General features: G+C 67.4%; 22 protein-coding genes, 1 tRNA gene and 1 pseudogene. 12 read left to right on the plus strand and 12 right to left on the minus strand.

Annotation, left to right across the window (positions count from 1 at the left end; all coding sequences use genetic code 11):
- Positions 1-14: 14 nt before the first annotated feature.
- The 6 genes and pseudogenes from ACN2C8_RS11760 to ACN2C8_RS11785 all read left to right on the plus strand — a co-directional run.
- A pseudogene (locus ACN2C8_RS11760) lies at positions 15-141 on the plus strand (hypothetical protein); the annotation flags it as partial.
- Between the two features lie 283 nt (positions 142-424).
- A complete protein-coding gene (locus ACN2C8_RS11765) occupies positions 425-634 on the plus strand; it encodes a hypothetical protein (RefSeq protein WP_419251952.1) in 210 nt (69 codons plus the stop codon).
- A gap of 68 nt (positions 635-702) precedes the next feature.
- Positions 703-1275 (plus strand): DUF2939 domain-containing protein, encoded by a 573-nt coding sequence (locus tag ACN2C8_RS11770; RefSeq protein WP_419251953.1) that lies wholly within the window; start codon positions 703-705, stop codon positions 1273-1275.
- Between the two features lie 79 nt (positions 1276-1354).
- Positions 1355-2860 (plus strand): esterase-like activity of phytase family protein, encoded by a 1506-nt coding sequence (locus ACN2C8_RS11775; protein ID WP_419251954.1) that lies wholly within the window; start codon positions 1355-1357, stop codon positions 2858-2860.
- A gap of 37 nt (positions 2861-2897) precedes the next feature.
- Positions 2898-3842, plus strand: a complete 945-nt coding sequence (locus ACN2C8_RS11780; protein WP_419251955.1) for an AEC family transporter — start codon at positions 2898-2900, stop codon at positions 3840-3842.
- A 68-nt stretch (positions 3843-3910) separates the two neighbouring features.
- Complete coding sequence (locus tag ACN2C8_RS11785) at positions 3911-4288, plus strand: VOC family protein (RefSeq protein WP_419251956.1); 378 nt, start codon at positions 3911-3913, stop codon at positions 4286-4288.
- A gap of 66 nt (positions 4289-4354) precedes the next feature.
- Here ACN2C8_RS11785 and alaS read toward each other — a convergent pair whose 3' ends face one another.
- Positions 4355-7003 carry an alanine--tRNA ligase gene (gene alaS / locus ACN2C8_RS11790; RefSeq protein ID WP_419251957.1) on the minus strand — a complete coding sequence of 883 codons (2649 nt, stop codon included), beginning with the start codon at positions 7001-7003 and terminating at the stop codon, positions 4355-4357.
- Between the two features lie 1444 nt (positions 7004-8447).
- Positions 8448-9512, minus strand: a complete 1065-nt coding sequence (gene recA / locus ACN2C8_RS11795) for a recombinase RecA (protein ID WP_419251958.1) — start codon at positions 9510-9512, stop codon at positions 8448-8450.
- Between the two features lie 254 nt (positions 9513-9766).
- Here recA and ACN2C8_RS11800 point away from each other — a divergent pair, with 254 nt between their 5' ends.
- Positions 9767-11371, plus strand: coding sequence for an EAL domain-containing protein (locus ACN2C8_RS11800; protein WP_419251959.1), 1605 nt, complete (start codon positions 9767-9769; stop codon positions 11369-11371).
- Between the two features lie 21 nt (positions 11372-11392).
- Here the strand turns inward: ACN2C8_RS11800 and ACN2C8_RS11805 are convergent, their stop codons facing one another.
- Together ACN2C8_RS11805 and ACN2C8_RS11810 are read right to left on the minus strand one after the other, a co-directional pair.
- Positions 11393-13204, minus strand: a complete 1812-nt coding sequence (locus ACN2C8_RS11805; protein ID WP_419255874.1) for a DUF885 domain-containing protein — start codon at positions 13202-13204, stop codon at positions 11393-11395.
- Between the two features lie 131 nt (positions 13205-13335).
- Positions 13336-13722, minus strand: a complete 387-nt coding sequence (locus ACN2C8_RS11810) for a nuclear transport factor 2 family protein (protein WP_419251960.1) — start codon at positions 13720-13722, stop codon at positions 13336-13338.
- Positions 13723-13792: 70 nt separating this feature from the next.
- On the opposite strand from ACN2C8_RS11810, the gene ACN2C8_RS11815 reads away from it, so the two are divergent.
- A complete protein-coding gene (locus ACN2C8_RS11815) occupies positions 13793-14320 on the plus strand; it encodes a GNAT family N-acetyltransferase (protein ID WP_419251961.1) in 528 nt (175 codons plus the stop codon).
- Between the two features lie 3 nt (positions 14321-14323).
- Here ACN2C8_RS11815 and ACN2C8_RS11820 read toward each other — a convergent pair whose 3' ends face one another.
- Positions 14324-15415, minus strand: a complete 1092-nt coding sequence (locus tag ACN2C8_RS11820; protein ID WP_419251962.1) for a branched-chain amino acid aminotransferase — start codon at positions 15413-15415, stop codon at positions 14324-14326.
- 273 nt (positions 15416-15688) lie between these two features.
- Here ACN2C8_RS11820 and ACN2C8_RS11825 point away from each other — a divergent pair, with 273 nt between their 5' ends.
- Positions 15689-16327: a CatB-related O-acetyltransferase gene (locus tag ACN2C8_RS11825; protein ID WP_419251963.1), complete on the plus strand. Its 639-nt coding sequence runs from the start codon at positions 15689-15691 to the stop codon at positions 16325-16327.
- Here ACN2C8_RS11825 and ACN2C8_RS11830 read toward each other — a convergent pair.
- The 5 genes from ACN2C8_RS11830 to cobA are packed head-to-tail and all read right to left on the minus strand — an operon-like array spanning position 16324 to position 20450.
- Positions 16324-17079 carry a phosphoadenylyl-sulfate reductase gene (locus ACN2C8_RS11830; protein ID WP_419255875.1) on the minus strand — a complete coding sequence of 252 codons (756 nt, stop codon included), beginning with the start codon at positions 17077-17079 and terminating at the stop codon, positions 16324-16326. The two genes, ACN2C8_RS11825 and ACN2C8_RS11830, sit on opposite strands and share 4 nt — an antisense overlap.
- Entirely contained in the window at positions 17079-17585 is a 507-nt protein-coding gene (locus ACN2C8_RS11835; protein ID WP_419251964.1) for a DUF934 domain-containing protein, read from the minus strand. Before ACN2C8_RS11835 ends, ACN2C8_RS11830 begins: the two co-directional genes overlap by 1 nt.
- The gene (locus ACN2C8_RS11840) at positions 17569-19227 is read right to left on the minus strand and encodes a nitrite/sulfite reductase (protein WP_419251965.1); all 1659 of its coding nucleotides are present in this window, start codon (positions 19225-19227) and stop codon (positions 17569-17571) included. Before ACN2C8_RS11840 ends, ACN2C8_RS11835 begins: the two co-directional genes overlap by 17 nt.
- 3 nt (positions 19228-19230) lie before the next feature.
- On the minus strand, positions 19231-19593 hold the full coding sequence (locus tag ACN2C8_RS11845; RefSeq protein WP_419251966.1) for a DUF2849 domain-containing protein: 363 nt from the start codon (positions 19591-19593) through the stop codon (positions 19231-19233).
- Positions 19590-20450 carry a uroporphyrinogen-III C-methyltransferase gene (cobA, locus tag ACN2C8_RS11850; protein ID WP_419251967.1) on the minus strand — a complete coding sequence of 287 codons (861 nt, stop codon included), beginning with the start codon at positions 20448-20450 and terminating at the stop codon, positions 19590-19592. Before cobA ends, ACN2C8_RS11845 begins: the two co-directional genes overlap by 4 nt.
- A 232-nt stretch (positions 20451-20682) precedes the next feature.
- Between cobA and gcvA the strand changes: the two genes are divergently transcribed.
- On the plus strand, positions 20683-21639 hold the full coding sequence (gene gcvA, locus ACN2C8_RS11855; protein ID WP_419251968.1) for a transcriptional regulator GcvA: 957 nt from the start codon (positions 20683-20685) through the stop codon (positions 21637-21639).
- 6 nt (positions 21640-21645) lie between these two features.
- On the plus strand, positions 21646-21975 hold the full coding sequence (locus ACN2C8_RS11860; protein WP_419251969.1) for a chorismate mutase: 330 nt from the start codon (positions 21646-21648) through the stop codon (positions 21973-21975).
- Between the two features lie 25 nt (positions 21976-22000).
- Here ACN2C8_RS11860 and ACN2C8_RS11865 read toward each other — a convergent pair whose 3' ends face one another.
- Together ACN2C8_RS11865 and ACN2C8_RS11870 are read right to left on the minus strand one after the other, a co-directional pair.
- Positions 22001-22831: a TIGR00266 family protein gene (locus ACN2C8_RS11865; protein WP_419251970.1), complete on the minus strand. Its 831-nt coding sequence runs from the start codon at positions 22829-22831 to the stop codon at positions 22001-22003.
- Between the two features lie 89 nt (positions 22832-22920).
- Positions 22921-23259, minus strand: coding sequence for an Hpt domain-containing protein (locus tag ACN2C8_RS11870; protein ID WP_419251971.1), 339 nt, complete (start codon positions 23257-23259; stop codon positions 22921-22923).
- 81 nt (positions 23260-23340) lie between these two features.
- Here ACN2C8_RS11870 and ACN2C8_RS11875 point away from each other — a divergent pair.
- Positions 23341-23416 (plus strand) — tRNA-Lys (locus ACN2C8_RS11875).
- Positions 23417-23491: the final 75 nt, after the last annotated feature.

Raw genomic sequence — 23491 nt, forward strand, 5'->3', positions numbered from 1 at the left:
CTTCACCTCAGGGCATGGGGAGGGCGCGCGGCCAGCGACCTTTGCGGCCCTGGGGTGTGGTCGAGCGGGGACAGGTTCGGGGGGGATACCCGAACGGTCCGGGACCTGGTTGCTGGCCAGGCCCGCCCGCCGTCGGCGTGGATGAGGACAGACGGGTGTGTTCATTAGTCATTAGATTGGCTCGCCCGCCTCGACCGCTGCTCTGCTCGGGAAACCTGGCGGAATAGCTCCCGGTAAGGCCTCAACAGGGCCACCTGACGGGACGCTGACGGATAACGATCGCGCGGGGCGTCCGGGCTTCGTCGAAACGGTAATTCTATTTTCTCATCCGGGCGTGGCCCGGCGCCCCGCACCCTCCCCGATCTTCGCAGCTAAAGCGCGGGGCGGCGCAGCCGTGCCTTCCGCCTTGAAACGGAACACCCTCATGCCCAATCCCCGCCCCGCACGCCCGATCCGCCGCGAAGGGATGTGCCGCTCAAACCTGCGTCGCCAACGCAACAAGGCCTGGCTCCAGAGGCGACTGGTCGAGAAACTCCTCGGGGTCGCCGACCTGATCGAACGCAAGCGCGCCGAGGGCGCCGCCGAAACGGCGTGCGTCTATCAGGGCGGCACGCCGCCTGCGGGTCCCCCCTGACGCGAAGACGCTTGCGACGATGCGGCGAATACCCCTTCTATGCCGCGTTAACCATTTTGGGGCGCTCCATGAGTTTGCAGAAGCGGATCTGGGACCTGATCGTCCTGGGCATCTTCGTGTTCGCGGCGACCTTCGCCTCGGCGCCGTGGTTCGCCTTCCGGGCCCTGAAGGCGGCGGCCCAGTATGAGGACGTGCAGGCGATCAGCGAGCTGGTCGACTTCCCGGCCGTGCGGCGCAGCCTGACCGGCCAGTTGGTCGAGGCCGCGCCTGTGGCCCCGGCCGAGCCGCCCTCGATCTGGCGCGATCCGCTGGGCGCCATGCGCCGGGCCATCGAGCCGATCGCTCCGCCCGAGCCCAAGGTCGATCGCTATCTGACGATCGCCGGCATCTCGGCCCTGACGCGGGGCTATGCGCCCGGCGCCGCGCCCGCCGGCCCGGCCCGTCCCGCAACCGTGACCGGCAAGCTGAAGGCCGTGGTCTCTGGCCCCTATCCGACCATAGCCTACTGGGATCCCAACCGCGTTCGCGTGGCGATGCAGCGGCCGGGCGACGCCAAGCGCGTGACGGTGTTCACCTTCGAGCGGCGCGAACTGTTCACCTGGAAGCTGGTGCACATTCGCCTGCCACGCGAGGAGCGTTAGGCTCAGGGCCGACGCTGTCACCGAAGCGTCAAGCAAGGCTGGTAACCGCGCTGGGAACCTTTGCTGGAACCCATGCGCCATGACCCGTCTTGCTCGCCTGACACTGCTCGCCGCCGCCTCGCTGCTGGTCCTGACCCCGGCAGCCATGGCCCAGCCGACCGCCTGGTCGCAACCTAATGTGGCCACCGCCCCGGGCGCGGTCACGGTCGAGTTCGGCGGGGCCAAGCGGGTCAATCAGGGTCTGGTCGGGGCCGGGCGCCTGTCGGCCGCGCTGGTTGATTTCAACGGCGACACCCTGGGCTCGTTCTCGGCCATGGCGATCAGCGACTGGCGCCGTCTGGCCGACGGCACCTATGCCGGCAGCCTGACCACCCTGCCCGACCGCGGCCCCAACGGGGTGGGCACGATCGTCGGCACCTCCGACTACGCCAACCGCCTGCACAAGTTCAGCTTCACTTTCGCGCCCCATGTCGGGACCGGCGCAGCCGCGCCCGAACAGGTGAAGCTGACCCCGACCGGCGGCCTGCTGCTGAAGGACGCCAAGGGCCAGACCTTCACGGGCCTCGACCCCTCCGAACCCGCCGCTGCCGGCCGGATCAGCCTGGACAGCGAAGGCCTGGCCATGGCGGCTGATGGCGGCTTCTACGTCTCCGACGAATATGCGGCGGCCATCTATCGCTTCGACAAGGCCGGCGCGCTGCAGGGCGTGATCGCCCCCGTGGCGGCCGTGGCGCCGATGAATGGCGGCGCCCCCATGCTGACCGGCGCCAAGGCCCCGGAAACCGGCCGTCGCAACAACCAGGGCATTGAGGGCGTCAGCATCACGCCAAACGGCAAGCATCTCGCCGCCCTGCTGCAGAGCGCAACGGTGCAGGACTCTGCCTCGGGCAAGGACATGGACCACACGCGGGCCAATACCCGCCTGTTTCTCTACGACATCCGCAAGTCCGCCACCCCAGCCGCGCCGGTCGCCGAATATGTTCTCCAGCTGCCGGTGTTCCGCAACAAGGGCGACGGCGCTGCGCCCGACAAGACCGCCGCCCAGTCCGAGATCCTGGCGCTCAGCGACCACCAGTTCCTGGTCCTGGCCCGTGACGGCAATGGCCGCGGCGGCGGCGCGACCCGTCCGGCCGTCTATCGCAGCGTGCTGCTGATCGACACCACCGGCGCGACCAATATCGCGGGCACGGCGTATGAAACCTCGACCAAGCCGGTCGCCCCCAACGGCGTGCTGGAGGCCGGGATCGTGCCGGTGAAGCAGGTGGAGCTGATCAATCTGATCCACCCGGCCCAAATGGCCCGCTTCGGCTTCAACCTCGACAACGCCGCCACCAACGCCTTCACCCTGCCCGAGAAGTTCGAGGCCCTGGCCTTGGTTCCGGCCCTGGATCCCAAGGCGCCGAACGACGCGTTCCTGTTCATCGGCTCGGACAACGACTTCCAGACCGCCACCGGCGTGGTCGGCGGCATTGCCTTCGACGCGGGGATCAAGGCCGCCGACGGCAGCGCGGCGGGCGACAATGACAATCTGGTTCTCGTCTATCGCCTGACCCTGCCGGGCTGGTCGCCCCCCGCCGGCAAGTGATAGAGCGAGGCGTCCTGCAACCGCCAGAGAACGCCTCGTGATCGATCTCGTGCTCGGCGTCCTGTCGCGGGTGCTCCCGTTTTTCCTGCTGGTCGGCGCCGGCGTGGTCCTGGTCCGGCTGCGCCTGCTGGACGAGGGTATGTCGCGCGGCCTGTCGGCCTATGTGTTCTGGATCGGCTTTCCGGCGTTGCTGATCCATTCGCTCTCGCGGATCGGAGCGCCGGGACCGGCCCTGGCCTGGGGGCTGGCGGCCTTCGCCGGGGCGGCGCTGCTGGTCATGGCCGGGCTGCTGGTGCTGGGCCTGACGCTGGGCTGGACGCGCGAGGAGCGGGCCGGGGCCGCCCTGGCCGGCGGCCTTGGCAACAGCGCCTTCCTAGGCCTGCCCATCACCGCCGCCGTGCTGGGCCCCGAAGCGGCCCGACTGGCCGCAGGCGTTGTTGCGGTCGACTTCGTGATTGTCGCCGCGACCGGCATCGCCCTGCTGGGCTGGGCCGCCGGGCGCTCGATCCCGGGATCGGTGTGGCGCGCCCTGTCCAACCCGGTCGTCGTCGCCTCACTGATCGGCGTCGGCATGGCGATCACGGGCCTGCCCCTCCCGTCGCTGCTGGAGCGCGCCGTGGCCGCCGCCGCCGTGTCGGGCAGCCCGGTGGCGCTGGTGGCCTTGGGCGCGGCCCTGGCCCTGCGCTCGACGGATGTGGAGGCGGTCCCACGCTCCGGTCCGGTGATAGCCGCCGCCTTCGCCAAGCTGCTGGCCCTGCCCGTCCTGACCTGGCTGGCCGTAGGCCTGACCGACGCGCCGATCGCCTTCCGGCTGGGGGCCACCCTGCTGGCCGCGACACCGACGGCGGTCAATGTCTTCATCCAGACCCGGTCCTTGGGCGTCTTCGCACGCGGCGCGGCGCGGACTGTCGCCCTAACCACGGCCTTGGCGGTCATCACCTTGTCGGCCGTAGCGATACTGCTGACACAAGGTGTCAACTAGTTCCCCCTTCGTTCTAGATTCCAGCGCCGCCCTGGGGCTAATCTGGGTCGCCAAGGAGGACACAAACCATGATCCGCTACGTTACCATCGGCGCCAACGACCTGGACCGCGCCCAGACGTTCTACGACGCCATTTCCGCGGTACTGGGCCAACAGCGCCTGTGGCGGCAGGGCGACTGGATCGGCTACGGGCCGGAAGGCGGCGACGCCAAGGTGTTCATCTGCAAACCCCATGACGGCCAGGCGGCGCGCGCCGGCAATGGCATCATGGTTGGGCTGCAGGCTGACAACACCGCCCAGATCGACGCCTTTCATGCTGCGGCCCTGGCCAACGGCGGCACGTGTGAAGGCCCCCCCGGCCCTCGCCCCGCCTATGGCGATGGCTACTACGGGGCCTATGTCCGGGACCCGGACGGCAACAAGCTCTCGGCCTTCCTGAGCAGCTGATCGCAAAGAGAAGCCCGCCGCCTCCTGCGAGACGGCGGGCTTCCGTTTTCCTGGCCTCGACCGGCCCTAGCCGGCGATGGCGGCCTTGATCGCGTCCAGACCGGCCTGGGCCTTGGTCGCGTCCGGCGCGCCGCCCTGGGCGAAGTCGGCCTTGCCGCCAGCGCCCTGCCCGCCCATGGCCAGCACAGCGGCCTTGGCCAGCTCGGCCGCGCTGAACCGGTCCGTCAGGTCAGCGGTGACCGCCACCGTCACAGCGGCCTTGCCGTCGCTGGTCCCGACGAGGGCCACGATGCCGCCGCCCGTCAGTTGCTTCTTGAACTCCTCGGCCACGCCGCGCAGTTCCTTGCCACCGACGCCGTCCAGCACCCTGGCGATCAGGGCCGTGCCGCCCACGTCTTCCGGACCGGAGGCCGCGCCGCCACCGCCGCCCAGGGCCAGTTGCTTCTTGGCCTCGGCCAGTTGCTTTTCAAGCGACTTGCGCTCGGCGATCAGGGCCTCGACGCGAGCGCCGACCTCCAGGACCGGGGTCTTGAACTGATCGGCAAGGGCCTTGGCGACGCCCGCCTGATCCAGCAGGAAGCGACGGGCGGCCTCGCCGGTCAGGGCTTCGATGCGGCGAATGCCGGCCGCGACGCCCTGCTCGGAAACGATCTTGAACAGGGCGATGTCGCCGGTGCGAGCCACGTGGGTGCCGCCGCACAGCTCGACCGAATAGGCCTTGCCGGTGTCGGTCAGCGACTTGCCCAGGGTCAACACCCGGACGCTGTCGCCGTACTTTTCGCCGAACAGCGCCACGGCCCCGGCCTCGATGGCCTCCTGCGGGGCCATTTCCTTGGTCTCGGCCGGGACGTTCTGACGGATGACTTCGTTGACCTCGGTCTCGATGCGATCGAGCTCGTCAGGCGAGAGCGGGCCGCCGTGGCTGAAGTCGAAGCGCATGCGATCGCCATCGACCATCTGGCCCTTCTGGGCGACATGCGGGCCCAGCACATGGTGCAGGGCGGCGTGCACGAGGTGGGCGGCCGAGTGATTGGAGCGGGTGGTCGTGCGGCGCGCGGCGTCCACAGACGCCACGACGCTGTCGCCGACCTTCAGGTCGCCGGCCAGTTCGACGCGGTGCACATAGAGCTCGCCGGCCTGCTTCTGGGTGTCGAGCACGCGGCTCTCGCGGCCATTGGCCTCGATCACGCCCGTGTCGCCGGCCTGGCCGCCGCTCTCGGCGTAGAAGCTGGTGCGGTCCAGCAGCACCTCGACGCTCGTCCCGGCCGAAGCGGCCTGCGCCTCGGCGCCGTCGACCAGGATCGCCTTCACCACGCCGGTGGTCTCGGTGTTGTCGTAGCCGACGAAGTCGGTCGGACCCGTGCGTTCCTTGATGCCAAACCAGGCGGCGGCCGCGCCGGTCTGGCCCGAGCCGGCCCAGTTGGCGCGCGCCATGGTGCGCTGGCGCTCCATGGCTACGTCAAAGCCGTCGGTGTCGACCTTGATGCCCCTGGCGCGCACGGCGTCCTGGGTCAGGTCGAGCGGGAAGCCGTAGGTGTCGTAGAGCTTGAAGGCCACCTCGCCGTCCAGCACGCCGCCGTTGTCCAGGCCGGCGGTAGCGTCGTCAAGAAGCCCCATGCCGCGCCCCAGGGTGACGCGGAAACGCTCTTCTTCCTGGCGCAGGGTCTCGATGATCGAGGCCTCGGCGCGGCGCAACTCGGGATAGGCCTGGCCCATCTCGGCCACCAGGGTCGGGGCCAGGCGGTGCATCAGGGGCTCGTTGGCGCCCAGCAGATAGGCGTGACGCATGGCCCGGCGCATGATCCGGCGCAGGACATAGCCGCGACCTTCGTTCGACGGCGTGACGCCATCGGCCAACAGGAACGAGGACGAGCGCAGATGGTCGGCGATCACCCGGTGCGACGGCGCCTGGACGCCTTCGGCCTTCACGCCGGTCAGCTCGACGCTGGCGGCGATCAGGGCCTTGAAGATGTCGATGTCATAGTTGTCGTGCACGCCCTGCAGGACGGCGGCGACGCGCTCCAGACCCATGCCGGTGTCGATCGAGGGCTTGGGCAGCGACAGGCGCTCGCCGCCGGCCAGCTGCTCGAACTGCATGAAGACCAGGTTCCAGATCTCGATGAAGCGGTCGCCGTCCTCATCGGGACTGCCCGGAGGGCCACCGGGGATGTGAGCGCCGTGGTCGAAGAAGATCTCCGAGCAGGGCCCGCACGGGCCAGTGTCGCCCATCGACCAGAAATTGTCGTTGGTGGCGATTCGGATGATCCGGTCGTCGGACAGACCGGCGATCTTCTTCCAGAGATCGGCGGCTTCGGTGTCGGTGTGGTAGACCGTGACCAGCAGCTTGTCCTTGGGCAGGGCGAAGTCGCGGGTCAGCAGGGTCCAGGCGTGGGTAATCGCCTGTTCCTTGAAATAGTCGCCGAACGAGAAATTGCCCAGCATCTCGAAGAAGGTGTGGTGGCGGGCCGTGTAGCCGACATTGTCCAGGTCGTTGTGCTTGCCACCGGCGCGGACGCATTTTTGCGAACTGACCGCGCGCGGATAGGCAGGCGTCTCGGCGCCGGTGAAGGCGTTCTTGAACGGCACCATGCCGGCATTGACGAACAGCAGGGTCGGATCGTTCTGCGGCACCAGCGGCGCCGACGGCGTGATCGCGTGATCGGCCTTGCCGAAATAGTCGAGGAAGGTGCCGCGGATCTCGTTCAGGCTGGGCATGGGCGTCTCTAGGATCTCGATAGAGTCCGGCTGTCCGGAGGTTGGCGCTGCATAGCGCGGTTTTCGGCGGAGTGGAAACCACGTTGGATGTGGGGGGAGAGTGACGCCCCTCCAACGGGTGGATCGGCTGCGCCACTAGCCCGTTGGGGGCAAGTCTGGCGGACACAGATTCTCAGCCTCACGCGATCACTCGCTGAGTTAGGTGGGGAGGCGCGAAGCGGCCGGGGCGACCCCGGATGACCGTGATGTTGTTTGTGCGTTTCGGCTCGACCTGTCCGCTTCGCAGAAGCTGTTCTTGCGTGAGGATTGGGCCAAGCGAGCGTCTTTCAGCTCTGATACCCAAGAGCCCCCGTACGGGCGCGCACCAAGGTCAATCGGCTAACCGTCTCGACCCCCGACGATGCGCGATAGGCGGGTTTACGATCCCTCGCCCTCTTCGACCCGCGTTCACCCGGCCGACAAGCCACTCAGCGTTTGGTCCGTCCTTCTGAGACAGCCCGCACACCTCGACCCGCCTTCCAGGGCGTCGCGGCCCCGCTCAGCTCCATCCCCGTCGCCGCTTTGGGCCGGTACCAGGCGCCCTCCCCCTGCGACGGGGACAGCTATGATTATGCGGGAGGTTTGAGCGCCGAGGATTGGAGCGATCAACTATTTTGCAAGCGGTTGATTGGGCGGGCATTTGTTCCGGAAAGAACGGGGATTGAGCGCGGCCAATCCCCGTACGCCCAGCCCTCTCCCAGAGGGAGAGGGAGGGACCCACGCTTGCGTGGGAGGGTGAGGGGTTACACCGTCAGCCGTCCTGGAGCCCGAAGGCCCTGCCTTGTCCGGAAGTGCTTCGCAAACCCCTCATCCTCCCACGCCTGCGGCGCGGGCCCCTCCTTCTCCCTCTGGGAGAAGGGTTAGATCCAGGCGCCCCGCCCGCCTTCGCCCGCCGAAGGGAGCCATCCTTAAATCACACAGCGAGACGGTCGCCGTACAGTCCGCTTTCGGGAGGAATGGCAAAGGGTGCTTTCGACCCTGAGCGGACGTTAGCTGCTCCCCCTCTGGGGGAGCTGTCGCGGAGCGACTGAGGGGGCAGCGCCGACGTGAATTGAGTGGAGCTCCATCTGGGCCAACGCCGCGCTGCCCCCTCCGGCCCTCTGGGCCACCTCCCCCAGAGGGGGAGGATCTTTATCGCCAAGTCCGCTGTCGCCGGCAGCGAACATCGTCATTCGCAATGTGCTCGCGTCATTTCAGGGCGGGGCCGACGGCGCGTCGCTGGCCCGCCCTCGCGCCTTCGCGCCATCCCCCAAAACGAAGTCGGACGCCTGGCATGGGGTCCAGGCGTCCGGGGGATCGCGGCCTTCGCGGCGGGAGGCCACGGGCGTCATTGTTGGCGGGATACGCCGTAGTCAAGCGAAGGCCGCGAAACCTATGGAGCCGTCACCCCGGGATGAGGGTGGCCCTATTCGTCGCCGTCCTCGGGGCCGCCGACCAGCAGCTCTTCCTCGATCTTCTGGGAAGACTTGCGGACGGCCGCCTCGATCTCGTTGGCCAGATCCTTGTTGGCCTTCAGGAACTCGCGGACATTGTCGCGACCCTGGCCGATGCGCTGACTGTTATAGGAGAACCACGAGCCGGCCTTGTCGATGACCCCGGCCTTGACGCCCAGGTCGATGATCTCGCCCAGCTTGGAAATGCCCTCGCCGTACATGATGTCGAACTCGACCTCGCGGAACGGCGGGGCGACCTTGTTCTTGACGACCTTGACGCGGACATTGTTGCCGATGATCTCGTCGCGGTTCTTCACAGAGCCGGTGCGGCGGATATCCAGGCGCACCGAGGCGTAGAACTTCAGGGCGTTGCCGCCCGTGGTGGTCTCGGGGCTGCCGTACATCACGCCGATCTTGTGACGGATCTGGTTGATGAAGATGACGATGGTATTGGTCTTGTTGATCGAGCCGGTCAGCTTGCGCAGCGCCTGGCTCATCAGGCGGGCCTGAAGGCCGGGCAGGCTGTCGCCCATCTCGCCCTCGATTTCCGCCTTGGGGGTCAGGGCCGCGACCGAGTCGATGACGACCACGTCGACGGCGCCCGAGCGCACCAGGGTGTCGGTGATTTCCAGGGCCTGTTCGCCGTTGTCGGGCTGCGAGACCAGCAGGTTGTCGAGATTGACGCCCAGCTTGAAGGCATAGCCCGGATCGAGCGCGTGTTCGGCGTCGACAAAGGCGGCGGTGCCGCCGGCCTTCTGGACCTCGGCCACCACGTGCAGGGCCAGGGTGGTCTTGCCCGAGCTTTCCGGACCGTAGATCTCGATCACCCGCCCCTTGGGCAGGCCGCCGATGCCGAGCGCGATGTCGAGGCCGAGCGAGCCGGTGGAGACGGACTCCATCTCGACCTTGCCCTTTTCGCCCAGCTTCATCACCGAGCCCTTGCCAAAGGCCCGATCGATCTGAGCCAGCGCCGCTTCTAGCGCGCGCTGCTTGTCGCCGTCTTCCTTACCCACGAGTTTCAAAGCCGCCTGGTTCATTGGAGATGCGCCCTTATTCCATGATTCCACCCGGCCAAGCCGGGCTTCGCGTTTCACGCGCCCATTGATCGGTGGAACACTCAAAGTCGTACCGGCTTTGTTCCGTGTTCGCAAGATGTTCTTTTCGACATGCGCTCGTGTTCCAGTCCCCGGATCGGGGATGTGCGGCCCTTTGCCGCACGTCTTGTCCAGATCGGGAAACACGTCCTTAAGGCCCGCGTGCGACGGTTTCGGTCGTATGGGGGAGCCGCGCCTTGTCGATTGATCCACGTCGCCTTCTTGGACTGGCGTTCGCCAGCGCTGATCTGCTGGTCGAGATTCGCGAGGGGAAGATCTGCATGGCCCTGGGCGCGGCGCAGCGCATCGTGGGCCAGAGCGAAGCGGCGCTGACCGGCAAGACCTGGTGCGACCTGTTCGCCCCCTGCGACCAGCCGCTGATGAATGCGATCTTTGCCTGCGCCGATGACGGCGCGCGCAGAGGACCCGTCGTGGTGAGCCTGGCCGGCCCGACGGAACGGCACGTCAGCGTGGTCATGCGGGCCCTGCCCGAGAACGGTGGCCGCCTGTCCTGCGCCTTGACCTCGTGCCAGTCGCCCAGCCCGCCGCTCACTCACGAAGGTCTGCATCCGCGCGAATCGTTCGAGGACATCGCCAAGGGCCTGTTTGAGGCGGCCCGGGTCACCGGGGTCGAGCTGGAACTGGCCATGGTCGAGTTCGCCGGTCTGGGCAACCGGCGGGCCGCCCTGCCCGGCGCCGAAGCCGAGGTTCTGGACGCCCAGGTGGCCGGCGCGGTGCGCGCCGAGTCCCACGGTGGCTCGGCGGCTACGCGGCTATCGGACGACCGTTTCGCCATTCTGCGCGCCAAGGACGAAAGCACCGATGGCCTGACCCGCCGTCTGAGCCAGATGCTGGAGCTGGACGCCACGGCCCATGTGGTGTCGCTTGAGGTCGGGACGGCTTCAGCCCGCGCCATGCGCGCCTTGCGCTACGCCCTCGACGACTTCCTGAGCGAAGGCCTGAAGGATGCTCCGCCGATGAGTCTGGCCGAGGCGATGAACCGCTCGGTCAAGCGCACCCTGGCGCGGGCCGGCGCCCTGGGGGTGGCCGTCAGTCAGCGCCGGTTCAATCTGGCCTACCAGCCTGTCGTCAATCTGACGACGGGGCTGGCCCATCACCACGAGGTGCTGGTGCGGTTCGAGGACGGCGCCAGCCCGTTCGCCCTGATCCGGATGGCCGAGGAATTCGACCTGATCGAGGAACTGGACAACGCCATCGTCGAACAGACCGTGCGGCGCTTGGCGCAGGACCGGACGGGCGAGATGAAGCTGGCGGTCAATGTTTCGGGTCGCACGATCGTCAACGAGAGCTTCGTCGACAATGTCTCTCGCACCCTGGCCAAGTTCGACCAGGCCAAGGGGCGGCTGATCTTCGAGATCACCGAGAGCGCGGCCATCGACGACCTGCCGCGGGCCAACCGCCACATCCAGGCGCTGCGTGGCCTGGGCTCGCTGGTCTGTCTGGACGACTTCGGCGCGGGAGCGGCCTCGTTCGCCTATCTGCAGGAGCTCAGCCTCGACATCGTCAAGATCGACGGTCGCTATGTTCGGGAACTGGCCGGGAACGGCCGCGACGGCGTGATGGTGCGCCGACTGGTCGAGATGTGTCGCGACCTGAAGATTCGCACGGTCGCCGAGATGGTCGAGACGGTCGAGGTCGAGGACGTCGTGCGTAACGCCGGCGTCGACTTCGCCCAGGGCTGGCTGTTTGGCAAACCGGCGGACCAGCCGCTGCCGGCGCTCAAGCCGGCAGCGATCAAGCCCGTAGCGCGGCGCTCCGGGGCGTCGGAGAGCTGGGGCTAACCCCCGGCCCTCCTGCCCGTCCTACTTGCCGGCCTTTTTGCTGGCGATGTAGTCGTCGACCACAGATTCCAGCACGGTCAGCGGGGTCATGCCTGACAGCAGGCCCGCATCGTGGAACTGGCGGATGTCGAACTTGGCGCCGAGGGCCTTTTTCGCCTTCTCGCGCGCCCGCAGCCAGACGATCTTGCCGATCATGTAGCTGCAGGCCTGGCCCGGCCACACGCAGTAGCGTTCGATCTCGGTGACCGCGCCGCTTTCCTCGTCGCCCATCGTCTCGGCCATGTACTTGATGGCCTGCTCGCGGCTCCACTTCTTGTGGTGCATGCCGCTGTCGACCACCAGGCGCACGGCGCGGAACAGGGCGTCGTGCAGCATGCCGATGTGGCCGCGCGGGTCGGTCTTGTAGATGCCCATCTCGACGGCCAGCTGTTCGGAATACAGCGCCCAGCCCTCGGCATAGCCCGAGAAGCCGATCACCTTGCGGATCAGCGGCAGGCCTTGCGCCTCGTTCGACAGGGTCAGCTGGAGATGGTGGCCCGGGACGCCTTCGTGCACCGTCAGGGTGGTCAGGGTGTACTTGGCCTGTTCCTTGGTGTCGCGCAGGTTGATCCAGTAGATGCCGGGGCGCTTGCCATCCAGCGAGGGCGAATTGTAGTAGCCGCCCGGCGCGCCGGCCTCGATCGCCTTGGGCACGCGGCGGATCTCCAGCGGGGCCTTGGGCAGCTGGCCGAAATAGGCCGGAAGCTGCTTTTCGATCCACTTGGCCTTGACGTTCAGGTCAGCGATCAGCTGTTCCTTGGCCGCGTCGGTGTTCTCGTAGATGTCCTTACCCAGCTCGGCCATGCGCTCGCCGACCGTGCCCTTGGACATGCCCATGGACTTGAAGATCTTGTCAGCCTGGACCTCGATCGACTTGACCATGTCCAGACCCAGCTGGTGGATCTCGTCGGGGGTCAGGTTGGCGGTCGTGTAGTTCTTCAGCGAGGTGGCGTAATAGTCGCCGCCGTCCTTCAGACGCCAGACGCCGGCGTCGTGAGTGGCCTTGGGCCGCACGCTTTCCAGCAGAGCGATCTGGCGCTTCAGGGCGGGCAGGACCGAGTTCAGATAGACCTTGGTCGCCTCGCCGGCCCAGTCGCCCTCGATCTTCTTGTCGGCGGTGCGGCGCACGATCGACTTGATCAGCGGGGCCTCGGCCAGCGGCGTGTCGGCGAAGGACTTCATCTGGATGAGCGCCTTGTCGATCACGAAGTCCGGCGGGATCACGCCGTCAGCGTAGTCGCGCTTGGCGATGATGGTTTCCTGATCCATCAGGCGGGCGAAACCCTCCATCCGCGACAGATAGGCGTCGGCGTCGGCCTTGGTCTCGATGGCGTGCTGGGTGTCGAGGAAGTCGGGCATCTGCTGATAGCTGCCCGTCAGCTGGCTCAGCACATAAGGCCCGCCCGAACCGCCGCCGGCATAGGTGAACTTGCTGCCCTCGTCCTGCACCGCCAGGGTGAACTCGACGGTGTCGTAGTTGATGGCGTCCATGCCCGACATCGACTTGCGGTCGATGGCGCGCAGGGCTGCAAGCATCTGGCGGTTCTGCTCGGCGCTGGCGGCGATCGCCTCGAACGAACGGTCGCTGAGCAGACCCTTGGTCCAAGCCAGGTCGCCGTTGTCCAGACCCAGGCCCGTAGCCAGCTCCGGCGACTGACGCAGCAGCTTGGCCATGGCGTCGTCGAAGAGGGCGTTCATCTTGGCCACTTCGCCATTGGCAGGCGCGGCGCCTTGAGCGAAGGCGAGCGACGGCGCCGAGGCGGCGAAGCCGGCCGCGACGGTGGAGAACAGCATCTGACGACGGTTTTGCAAGGCGAGACCCCTAAAGAACGTTTTGTTGGGCGAATGCGTAGGCCCAGAGCCCGATGTCCGTAAATTAATTTCTCTTAATGCGCGGCCGGACAAAGGCCCTGATGTCGAAAAGATCAGTCGCCACGATCCAGGGTCACATAGAGCTCGCTCTCGATTACCCACTGGCCCGTGACCTTCTTCCAGACCGCCAGATAGGTTCCCGACTGATCCGGCGCGCCTTTCCAGGATCCAACCCAGCGCCCGTGCTCGGCGGCGCGCAGACCGGCGCTGTCCAGCTCGACGTCCTGGCCGGTGCGGACATAGGCGATGAAGTCCGGATCGCGGAACTGGGCGTCGAAGGCGGCGATCACCTCGGCGGCGCCCATCAGCAGTGAACCGTCGCCGGCGATCAGCCTGACCTGCGGGTCGAAGAACGGCGCCAGTCGCGCGGCGGTCTTTCCCGCGATCAGCTTGTTGGTCAGCTTGCGCCGGGCGGCGATGGCGTCTTGAGGCGTGGTCATGGGGCTGTATCTCGCGAAGCGGCCCTGGCGGTGTAGCGTGTCGGCTCACCGCGCCGCAAACAGAGTCGCCATGTCCTCGACCCCACCCGTTATCGTCACCGAACGCCTGACCCTGAAGGCTTCCGAACTCAGCGACTTCGACGACAGCGTCGCCATGTGGGCCGATCCCATCGTCACCCCGTTCGTCGGCGGCAGGCCCTCGACGCCCGAGGAGAGCTGGGCGCGCCTGCTGCGCTCGCGCGGCCTGTGGCCGCTGCTGGGCTTTGGCTACTGGGCCGTGCGCGAGACGGCGACCGGCCGTTATGTCGGCGAGGTCGGCTTCGCCGACTTCCACCGCGAGATCCAGCCCAGCTTCTTCGGTCAGCCGGAAATGGGCTGGGTACTGGCGGCCTGGTCGCACGGCCAGGGTTTTGGCACGGAAGCGGTGACGGCGGGCCTGGCCTGGATCGACCAGGCGCTGGCCCCGCCGCGCGTGCCCTGCATCATCGATCCGGGCAATGCCGCGTCCCTGGCCCTGGCCCGCAAGACCGGCTTCAAGGTCGTGACCCACACATCCTACAAGGACGCGCCGATCATGCTGCTGGAGCGGACGCCGTAAAACCTAGACCGGGTGGACCCAGCCATAGGGGTCGGCCGTGCGGCCGCGCTGGATGCCGATCAGGGCATTGCGCAGTTGCTCGGTCATCTCGCCCTCGGCGCCATTGCCGATCGTGAAGTCGCCTGAAGAGGTCCGCACCGTGCCGATGCCGGTCAGCACCGCAGCGGTACCGCAGGCGAAGACCTCGCGCAGCCGGCCGCTGGCGGCGTCGGCGCGCCACTGCTCCAGAGAATAGGGTTCCTCGCGCACCGTAATGCCCTGGTCGCGGGCCAGGGTAATGATCGAGTTGCGGGTAATGCCGGGCAGGATGGTGCCGCCCAGCGGGGGCGTCTGCAGGCTGCCGTCGTCCATCCGGAAGAAGACGTTCATGCCGCCCAGTTCCTCGACCCAGCGGCGCTCGACCGCGTCGAGGAACACGACTTGATCGCAGCCATGGGCGATGGCTTCGGACTGGGCCAGCAGGCTGGCCGCATAGTTGCCGCCGCACTTGGCCGCGCCCGTGCCGCCCAGGGCCGCGCGGGTATAGGTCTCCGAGATCCAGACCGAGATCGCGGAAGCCTTGTTCTTGAAATAGGCCCCGACCGGCGAGGCCAGGACCACGAACAGATATTCGGACGCCGGCTTGACCCCCAGAAACACCTCGGTGGCGAACATGAAGGGGCGCAGATACAGGCTGCCCTCGCCGTCCGGGATCCAGTCGCGGTCAACGGCGATCAGTTGCTCGACGGCCTCGACGAACAGGTCTTCCGGCAGCTCGGCCATGGCCATCCGGCGCGCTGACTCCTGAAAGCGACGGGCGTTCTCCTCGGGGCGGAACAGGGCCGCGCCGCCGTCGGCGGTGCGATAGGCCTTCATGCCCTCGAAGATTTCCTGGGCGTAGTGCAGCACCGAAGAGGCCGGATCCATCGGGATCGGAGCGCGCGGCTCGACCCGGGCGTCATGCCAGCCATCGGCCTGATTGTAGCGAATGGTCACCATGTGGTCGGTGAACACCCGGCCGAAACCCGGATCGGCCAGCAGGGCGGCGCGGCGCTCGGCCGAGGTCGGCGCGGGATGCGTGATATGCGCGAACGAAGAGGTGGCGGCTGAGGTCATGTGGCGCGGGGCTCTCGCTCGGGAAGATCGATCGCGGCGCGAGAACGCCGCAGCGATGGAATGGATATGGCAGACGCCCCGCGTCAAGAGCCATGGACGCAAAGACCGCTTCCGATCTGTCGATCGGCGTCCCGCCATGGGGCCTGCGCGGCATGAATGCCGCACTCGGTCTTGCCTTGGCCAGACGGACCGCCTCGGCGATAGCCTTCAACGGCAAACACACCCAAAATCCGTCAGAACCCTAGCCCTTAGCTCCTGCCAGAGTCGCCACGCATGTCTGCCGGTCCAGATCCGTCCGCCCGTTTCCCGATCCCCGCCGCCCCAACGATGGTCTTTCTCAAGCCTGTCGTCAGCCACCCGCAGATCGAAGTCGGCGAGTTCACCTACTATCATGACGATGAGGACCCGCTGGGGTTCGAGAAAAACGTCCTCTACGCCTTCCCGTTCATCGGAGACCGGCTGGTGATCGGCAAGTTCTGCGCGATCGCCTCGGGCGCGACCTTCATGTTGAACGGGGGCAATCACCACACCGAGACTCTTTCGAGCTTTCCATTCGGCATCTTCGGTCAGGGCTGGGAGGCCGCCCTGCCGGGTCACTGGCCAAACAAGGGCGACCTTGTTGTCGGCCACGATGTCTGGATCGGCCAGGGCGCGGTCCTGACGCCGGGGGTCAAGGTCGGGTCCGGCGCGGTCATCGCAGCCCGTTCGGTCGTGACCGCCGACGTGCCGCCCTACGCGATCGTCGGCGGCAATCCCGCCAGGGTGATCCGCATGCGGCGCTCCGCCGAGGAGATCGAACGCCTGCTGGCCCTGGCGTGGTGGGATTGGCCGGTCGACAAGATCACCCGCCTGGCGCCGCTGATCGCTGCTGGCGATCTGGCGGCTTTGGAGGCCGCAGCCGCCGAGGCTTAGATGTCCCCGCCGACGTTCGGCGCAGCGCCGGGCGCCCGGGCGACGTGAATGCCGCATTCGGTCTTGTCCTGACCGGCCCAGCGGCCGGCGCGGACGTCCTGGCCGTCTTCGGCCGGCTTGGTGCAGGGCCAGCAACCCACCGACGGGAATCCCTGGGCCACCAGCGGGTGAGCCGGCAGTTGGTATTGGGCGATATAGGCGTCGAGTTCGGCCTTGGACCAGTTGGCCAGCGGGTTGAACTTGATCTTGCCCTCGGACACCTCGACCACCGCCAGCCGCAAACGGTCGGCGCCATGGAAGCGTTTGCGGCCGGTGATCCAGCCGTCGAAGCCGGAGAGGGCCCGGTCCAGGGGCAGCACCTTGCGGATATGGCAGCAACCGTCGATATCGGTGCGCCACAGGTCGGACTTGGGATCGTTGACCGCGAGGTCGGCAAAAGCCGGGCGCAGGTCGCGCACATCGGTCAGGGCCAGCTGGGCAGCCAACTGCCTGCGATAGTCGAGCGTCTGGCCAAACAGCATGCCGGTATCGAGGAACAGCACCGGGATACTGGGCGCGACCTGCGAGGCCAGGTGCAGCAGCACCGCAGATTCCGCCCCGAAGGACGACACCAGGGCCAGCTTGTCGCCGAAGGTCTCAAAGGCCTTGCGCAGAATGGTCAGCGGATGGGCGTCGCGCAGTTCAGCGTCCAGCCGGGCCGCCAGGCTGCCCGAACCAGACAGGGACGTGGCGTCCGTCTGGTCGTAGGCCATCACGCCCCTCGCTCTTCGAAAGCGACCGCACGATCATCGACGGCGCGCTGATAGACATGGCGGAAGCGGCCGGCCGCCTTGGTCCAGACCTCCGGCGTCGCGTCGTCGGCCGGCTCGAAGGCGTCCATGCCGCAGCGGACCATGAAGCCGGCCTGCTCCTGCAGAACGTCGCCGACCGCCCTCACCTCACCCGCATAGTTCAGGCGCTCGCGCAGCAGGCGGGCCGAGGTATAGGCGCGGCCGTCGCGGAACTTCGGGAAGGCCACCGCCACCACCGCCAGGCGCGGCAGATCATAGGCCAAGGCCTCGACCTCCTCGTTGGACTCGATGCGCACCCCGACCTTGCGGCTGTTGGAGCTTAGCAGCGCGTCGCCCTCGGCCTGAAAGCGGGTCAGGGACAGGATCACGTCGCCGGTTTCCGGCATCACGTCCTCGTCGGTGACATTGACGAAGCTGTCGTCGGCAAACGCGGCGACGCCGCCCGTCAGCTTAATCAGCCTGGGCATAGACAGCCTCCTTGAAGGGCTCGAGGCCGACGCGGCGATAGGTGTCGAGGAAGCGCTCCTCGCCGGTGCGGATGCCGAGATAGGCTTCGACCAGGGTGTCGATGGCGCTCGCGACGCGATCGGCAGGCAGCGCCGGGCCGAGGATCTTGCCGATCGAGGCGTCTTCCGCCCCCGACCCGCCCAGAGACAGCTGGTAGAATTCCTCGCCCTTCTTATCGACACCCAGGATGCCGATGTGGGCCACATGGTGGTGGCCACAGGCATTGATGCAGCCGCTGATCTTGATCTTCAGCTCGCCCACCTTTTCGGCGTGGTCCTCGTTGGCGAACTTGGCGGCGATGTCCTGGGCGACCCCGATGGCGCGAGCATTGGCCAGGGCACAGTAGTCCAGACCCGGGCAGGCGATGATGTCGCTGGCCAGATCGATATTGGCCGTCGCCAGACCCGCCGAGGCCAGGGCCGCGTGGACGGCCGGAACATCGTCCAGCTTCACGTGGGGCAGCACCATGTTCTGGGCGTGGGTCACCCGCACATCGTTGAGGCTGTACTGCTCGGCAAGATCGGCGATCAGGTCCAACTGATCGGCCGTGGCGTCGCCCGGGGTCTGGCCCTGGGCCTTCAGCGAGATCTCGACGATGGCGTAGCCGGGCTTCTTGTGCGGCTTGATGTTGTTGCGCGCGAAGCGTTGCAGGGCCGGGCTGGCGGCGCGGGCGACCTCGAAGGCCTCCGACACGGCCGGCAGGGTCTCGAACGGCGTCTGGGCGAAGGCGCCGCGGATACGGGCCAGCTCTAGGTCGGGCAGGTCGGCGCGCGTGGCGTCGATCTTGGCCCACTCTTCTTCCACCTGGCGGCCGAACTCTTCGGCGCCGAGGGCGGCGACCAGGATCTTGATGCGGGCCTTGTAGATGTTGTCGCGACGACCGTGGCGGTTATAGACCCGCAGCACGGCTTCCAGATAGCTGAGCAGCCGGCCGACCGGCAGGTGCTCCTTGATGGTCGGGCCGACATAGGGCGTGCGCCCCTGGCCGCCGCCGACAATCACCTCGAAGCCCAGCGCGCCGTCGCGGGCCCGGCGCAGCATCAGGCCGATATCGTGCACCTTGGCCGCCGTGCGGTCCTTCAGGGCGCCGGTGATGGCGATCTTGAACTTGCGCGGCAGATAGCTGAACTCGGGGTGCAGGGTCGACCACTGGCGGATCACCTCGGCCCAAACGCGCGGGTCGTCGATCTCTTCGGCCGTAGCGCCGGCATAGGGGTCGGACGTGGTGTTGCGGATGCAGTTGCCGCTGGTCTGGATGGCGTGCAGGTCGACCTGGGCCAGGGCGTCAAGGATGTCGGGCGCATCCTTCAGCTTCACCCAGTTGAACTGGATGTTCTGACGCGTGGTCATGTGGCCGTAGCCCTTGTCGTAGGTCCGCGCGATCCAGGCCAGGCGACGGGTCTGGGCGGCGTTCAGCGAGCCATACGGAATGGCCACCCGCAGCATGTAGGCGTGCAACTGCAGATACAGGCCGTTCATCAGCCGCAGCGGCTTGAACTGGTCTTCGGTCAGTTCACCGGCCAGGCGGCGCTGAACCTGGGCCCGGAACTCGTTGGAGCGGTCGGTCAGGAACTCGCGGTCGATGATGTCGTACTGGTACATCGCTTACTTCCTGCGGATCAGGTCGACGCGGCCGGTGGAGCGCGCCGCGCCCGCCGCGTGGCGAAGGGCGTCGATGGACTCGCCGCCGTCCGCCTGCTTGCCGTGTGTCAGTTCGTTGGTGGGGCCAAGCGCCCGGATGCGTTCGCGATAGCTGACCGGGGCCCAGTGGCCCTCGGACGGCGTCAGGTCGATCGGATAGACATCGACCACCACGGTGGGCTGGCCCTTGCCTGCGGCGACGCCGGCCTCGACGGCCTGATCGTCATTGTCGAACAGCTGGGCGTCGCCGAAGGCCTCGACCCACTGGCCGGACTTCCAGAACACGACCTCGCCGTCGAGCAGGCGGTTGGCGGTGATGGCTTTCATGAGCGCGAGCTCCGCTCGAATAGGGAAACGGGAAGGACCAGATCGACGGGCGCCGGAGCGACGTCGGCCATCGCCATGGCCTCGCCCACCATCAGCAGCGCGGGGCCCTTGAGGCCCTCGGCAGCAAAGGCCAGGCCGGCCAGGGTGGTCAGGATGCGGCGCTCGTCGGCGCGGCTGGCGTTCTCGACGATCAGGGCCGGGGTTGAGGCCGCGCGGCCGGCATCGATCAGCCGACCGGCGATCAGGCCTGCTGTCGAGACACCCATATAGACCACGACGGTCTGATTGGGCCGGGCCAGCGAGGCCCAGTCCAGATCCGGCTCGCCCATCACGCCCTCTTGGGGAGCGGCGTGGCCGGTGACGAAGGTGACGGCTTGCGCCGAGCCGCGATGGGTCAGCGGCGCGCCGGCCCCGGCCGAGGCGGCCAGGGCGGCGGTGATGCCCGGGACCACATGACAGACGACACCGGCCTCGCGGCAGGCGGTCAGTTCCTCGCCGCCGCGCCCGAACAGGAACGGATCGCCGCCCTTCAGGCGCACGACGGTCAGGCCGTCCAGAGCCAGGGCGACCAGCAGCTGGTTGATGTCATCCTGCGGCAGGGTGTGGCGCGACTTGCGCTTGGCGACGTTGATCCGTTGGGCGCTGGCGGGGGCCAGGTCGAGGATTTCGTCCGAGACCAGCCCGTCATGTACGATGACGTCGGCGGCCTGCAGCGCCTTCAGCGCCTTGATCGTCAGCAGGTCCGGATCACCGGGCCCCGCCCCGACCAGATGCACCACGCCGGGCGCGCGCGAGGCTTCGCCCCCGCCGAGAACGACGAGGCCGGACTTGCGATTACGGACCGGAAGCCGGGACATGGGTATCAGAACCTCTATCAACGCAGTCGGGATAAACCGATAGAATGCAAGACGGGGCCGTCCCTAGGGACGGCCCCTCTCTTTGCTTCAAGGAAAGACGGGGCGGACCTTGCGGACCGCCCCGGCGCGCCAGCCGGTGAAAAGGGCCATTCCACCAGCGAGCCCTTGCAAACTGGTCGCGGGCGGTGCAATTCGCAAACAAGGACTTCTGCCGAGGCGTTCAGTAAAACTCATGGAAAGACAGAACGAGCGCCGTCGCTTGCCGCCGCTGAACGCCCTCCGCGCGTTCGAGGCCGCCGCCCGCCATCTGAACTTCAGCCGCGCCGCCGACGAGCTTTCGGTGACCCCCGGCGCCGTCAGCCAGCAGATCCAGAACCTCGAGGACTATGTCGGCGCGGCGCTGTTCAAGCGCACGCCCAAGGGCCTGCTGCTGACCGACGCGGCCCAGACCGCCCTTCCCGCCCTGCGCGAAGCTTTCGACCGCCTGGCCGAGGCCGCCAGCTTGCTCACCGCCGCCGTCGACGGCCGCCGCCTGACCTTGACCGCCGCCCCCTCCTTCGCCGCCAAGTGGCTGGTGCCGCGCCTGGGCAAGTTCGAGCAGGCCCAGCCCCAGGTCGATGTCTGGCTGTCGGCCGGCATGGAAGTGGTCGATTTCGCGGCCGGCGAGGTCGACCTGGCGATTCGCTATGGCTCGGGCCGCTATCCCGGCCTGGAAGTTGTCCGACTGCTCAACGAGACCGTGGTCCCCGTGGTCAGTCCCGCCCTGCTGGCCGAAAACCCGCTGACCGCGCCCGAGGATCTCTCACACCACATCCTGCTGCACGACGGCTCGCCCGACGCCGACGACAGCTGCCCCGACTGGGCCATGTGGCTGGCGGCGCGCGGCCTGCGCAGCATCGACGGCTCGCGCGGCCCCCGCTTCAATCAGTCCAGCATGGTCATTGAAGCCGCCGCCAACGGCCGCGGCGTGGCCCTGGCCAAGCGCACCCTGGCCCAGGCCGATCTGGACGCCGGACGCCTGGTGATCCCGTTCGAGATGGCCACGGCCGTCGACTTTGCCTATTACGTCGTCCATCCCAAGACCAAGGGACGACTGCCTCAGGTGAAGGCCTTCGTCGCCTGGCTCAAGGACGAGGCCGCCGCGCACGAGGCGGCCCTTCTCACGATGGACAACGGCGCGGGTATCTAGGGCTTCATGGTCAAGACGAATATCGAGGTCGGCGAACGACTGACGCCCGGCGACTGCCAGACCATGCTCGACGTGCGTCAGGGCGTCGACGCCCTGGATCGCGCCCTGGTGGCGCTGCTGACCGAGCGTCAGGGCTACATGGCCGCCGCCGCCCGCATCAAGGCCGACCGCTCCAAGGTCTTCGACCGCGCGCGGATCGAGGACGTGGTGACCAAGGTCAAGGCCGCGGCCCGCGAGACCGGCCTGTCGGAGTCCATCGCCGAGCCGGTGTGGCGCACCCTGATCGACCGCTGCATCGCCTATGAGTATGACAGCTGGGACAAGACCAAGGGCTGAGGCGCGAACCTCAGCCCCGCTGATCCTATCGGTTGCCGCCAATAAGGTCGCCCAGGCCACCCAGCAGTGAGCCTTCGCCCTGGTTGCCGCCCTGACCGCTCGCCGCCTGCATCATCCGGCCTGCCAGGCGCGAGAACGGCAGCGACTGGATCCAGACCTTCCCCGGCCCCCGCAGGCGCGCGAAGAACAGGCCCTCGCCGCCGAACAGCACGCTCTTGACCCCGCCGGCCATGACCAGATCGAAGTCTACGTCAGGCGTATAGGCGGCCAGGCAGCCGGTATCGACGTGCAACTCCTCGCCGGGCGCCAGTTCACGCTCGACCAGGGTTCCACCCATCTGGACGAACACCCAGCCGTCGCCTTCCAGCTTCTGCATGATGAAGCCTTCACCGCCGAACAGACCGGTCATCATCCGCTTCTGGAAGTGGATGCCGATCGACACGCCGCGCGCGGCGGCCAGGAAGCTGTCCTTCTGGCAGATCAGGGTTCCACCCAGTTGCCCCAGGTTAAGCGGCAGGATTGACCCTGGCGTCGGTGACGCGAAAGCCACCCGCGCCTTGCCCTGGCCCGTATGGGTGAAGACGGTCGTGAACAGGCTCTCGCCGGTGATCAGCCGCTTGCCCGCGCCCAGCAGCTTGCCCATGAAGCCGCCGCCCTGGTCGCCCGCACCGTCGCCGAACACGGTGGTCATCTCGATGCTGGCGTCTTTCCAGACAAAGGCGCCCGCTTCGGCGACGGCGCTTTCGCCGGGATCCAGCTCGATCTCGACGAACTGGAGCTCCTGCCCCTTGATGTCGAAGTCGATATCGTCGGCGACATTGGCGTTGCGGGTATGCTGCCAGGGGCTTGAGGGCATGGAAGAAACTCCGTTGTTTGAGGCCCCAGCTTAGCCGGGCGGCTCGCGGGCCTCCAATTACACATCCTTTATTTGACCACCTCGGCCGATCAGCCCTTCAGCGATTTCAGCATCTGCTCATGGGCATAGGCGGCGATGTCCATGAGCGCGGCGTCCAGGGCCGTCTTGACCCCCTCCAGGCTATCCTGCCCCGCCTCGCAGCGTTCGCAGACATCGCCCAACGAAAACGCCCCCACGCCCCGCGCTGCGCCCTTGACGGTGTGGACCGCATCGCGCCAGCCGGCATGGGTCGGATCAAGCATGGGGGTCCACATGGCGGCCTGTTCGCGGAACAGGGCCAGCACCTCGTCGACGACCCCGGAATCGCCTGCGGCGAACCCTTCCAGATAAGCGAAATCGACGGCGCCGCTGATGTCTCGTCTGGCCAAAAAATAGCCCCTTGCGTTCCAGGAATCTTTGCGTATGTTCCGCGCCTCGCCGCCGGGGCAGTCAAGTGCTTCGGACCGGGCGGGCGCATAGCTCAGTTGGTAGAGCAGCTGACTCTTAATCAGCGGGTCGTAGGTTCGAATCCTACTGCGCCCACCATTTTCCACTTACATTTCGATGACTTAGAACTCCCCCTCAGGGGAAACGCTGGCGACCGCGCAGGTTTGAACCGCG

The sequence above is a fragment of the Caulobacter sp. ErkDOM-C genome (genome assembly GCF_048541825.1).
In the GTDB taxonomy this organism is placed as follows: domain Bacteria; phylum Pseudomonadota; class Alphaproteobacteria; order Caulobacterales; family Caulobacteraceae; genus Caulobacter.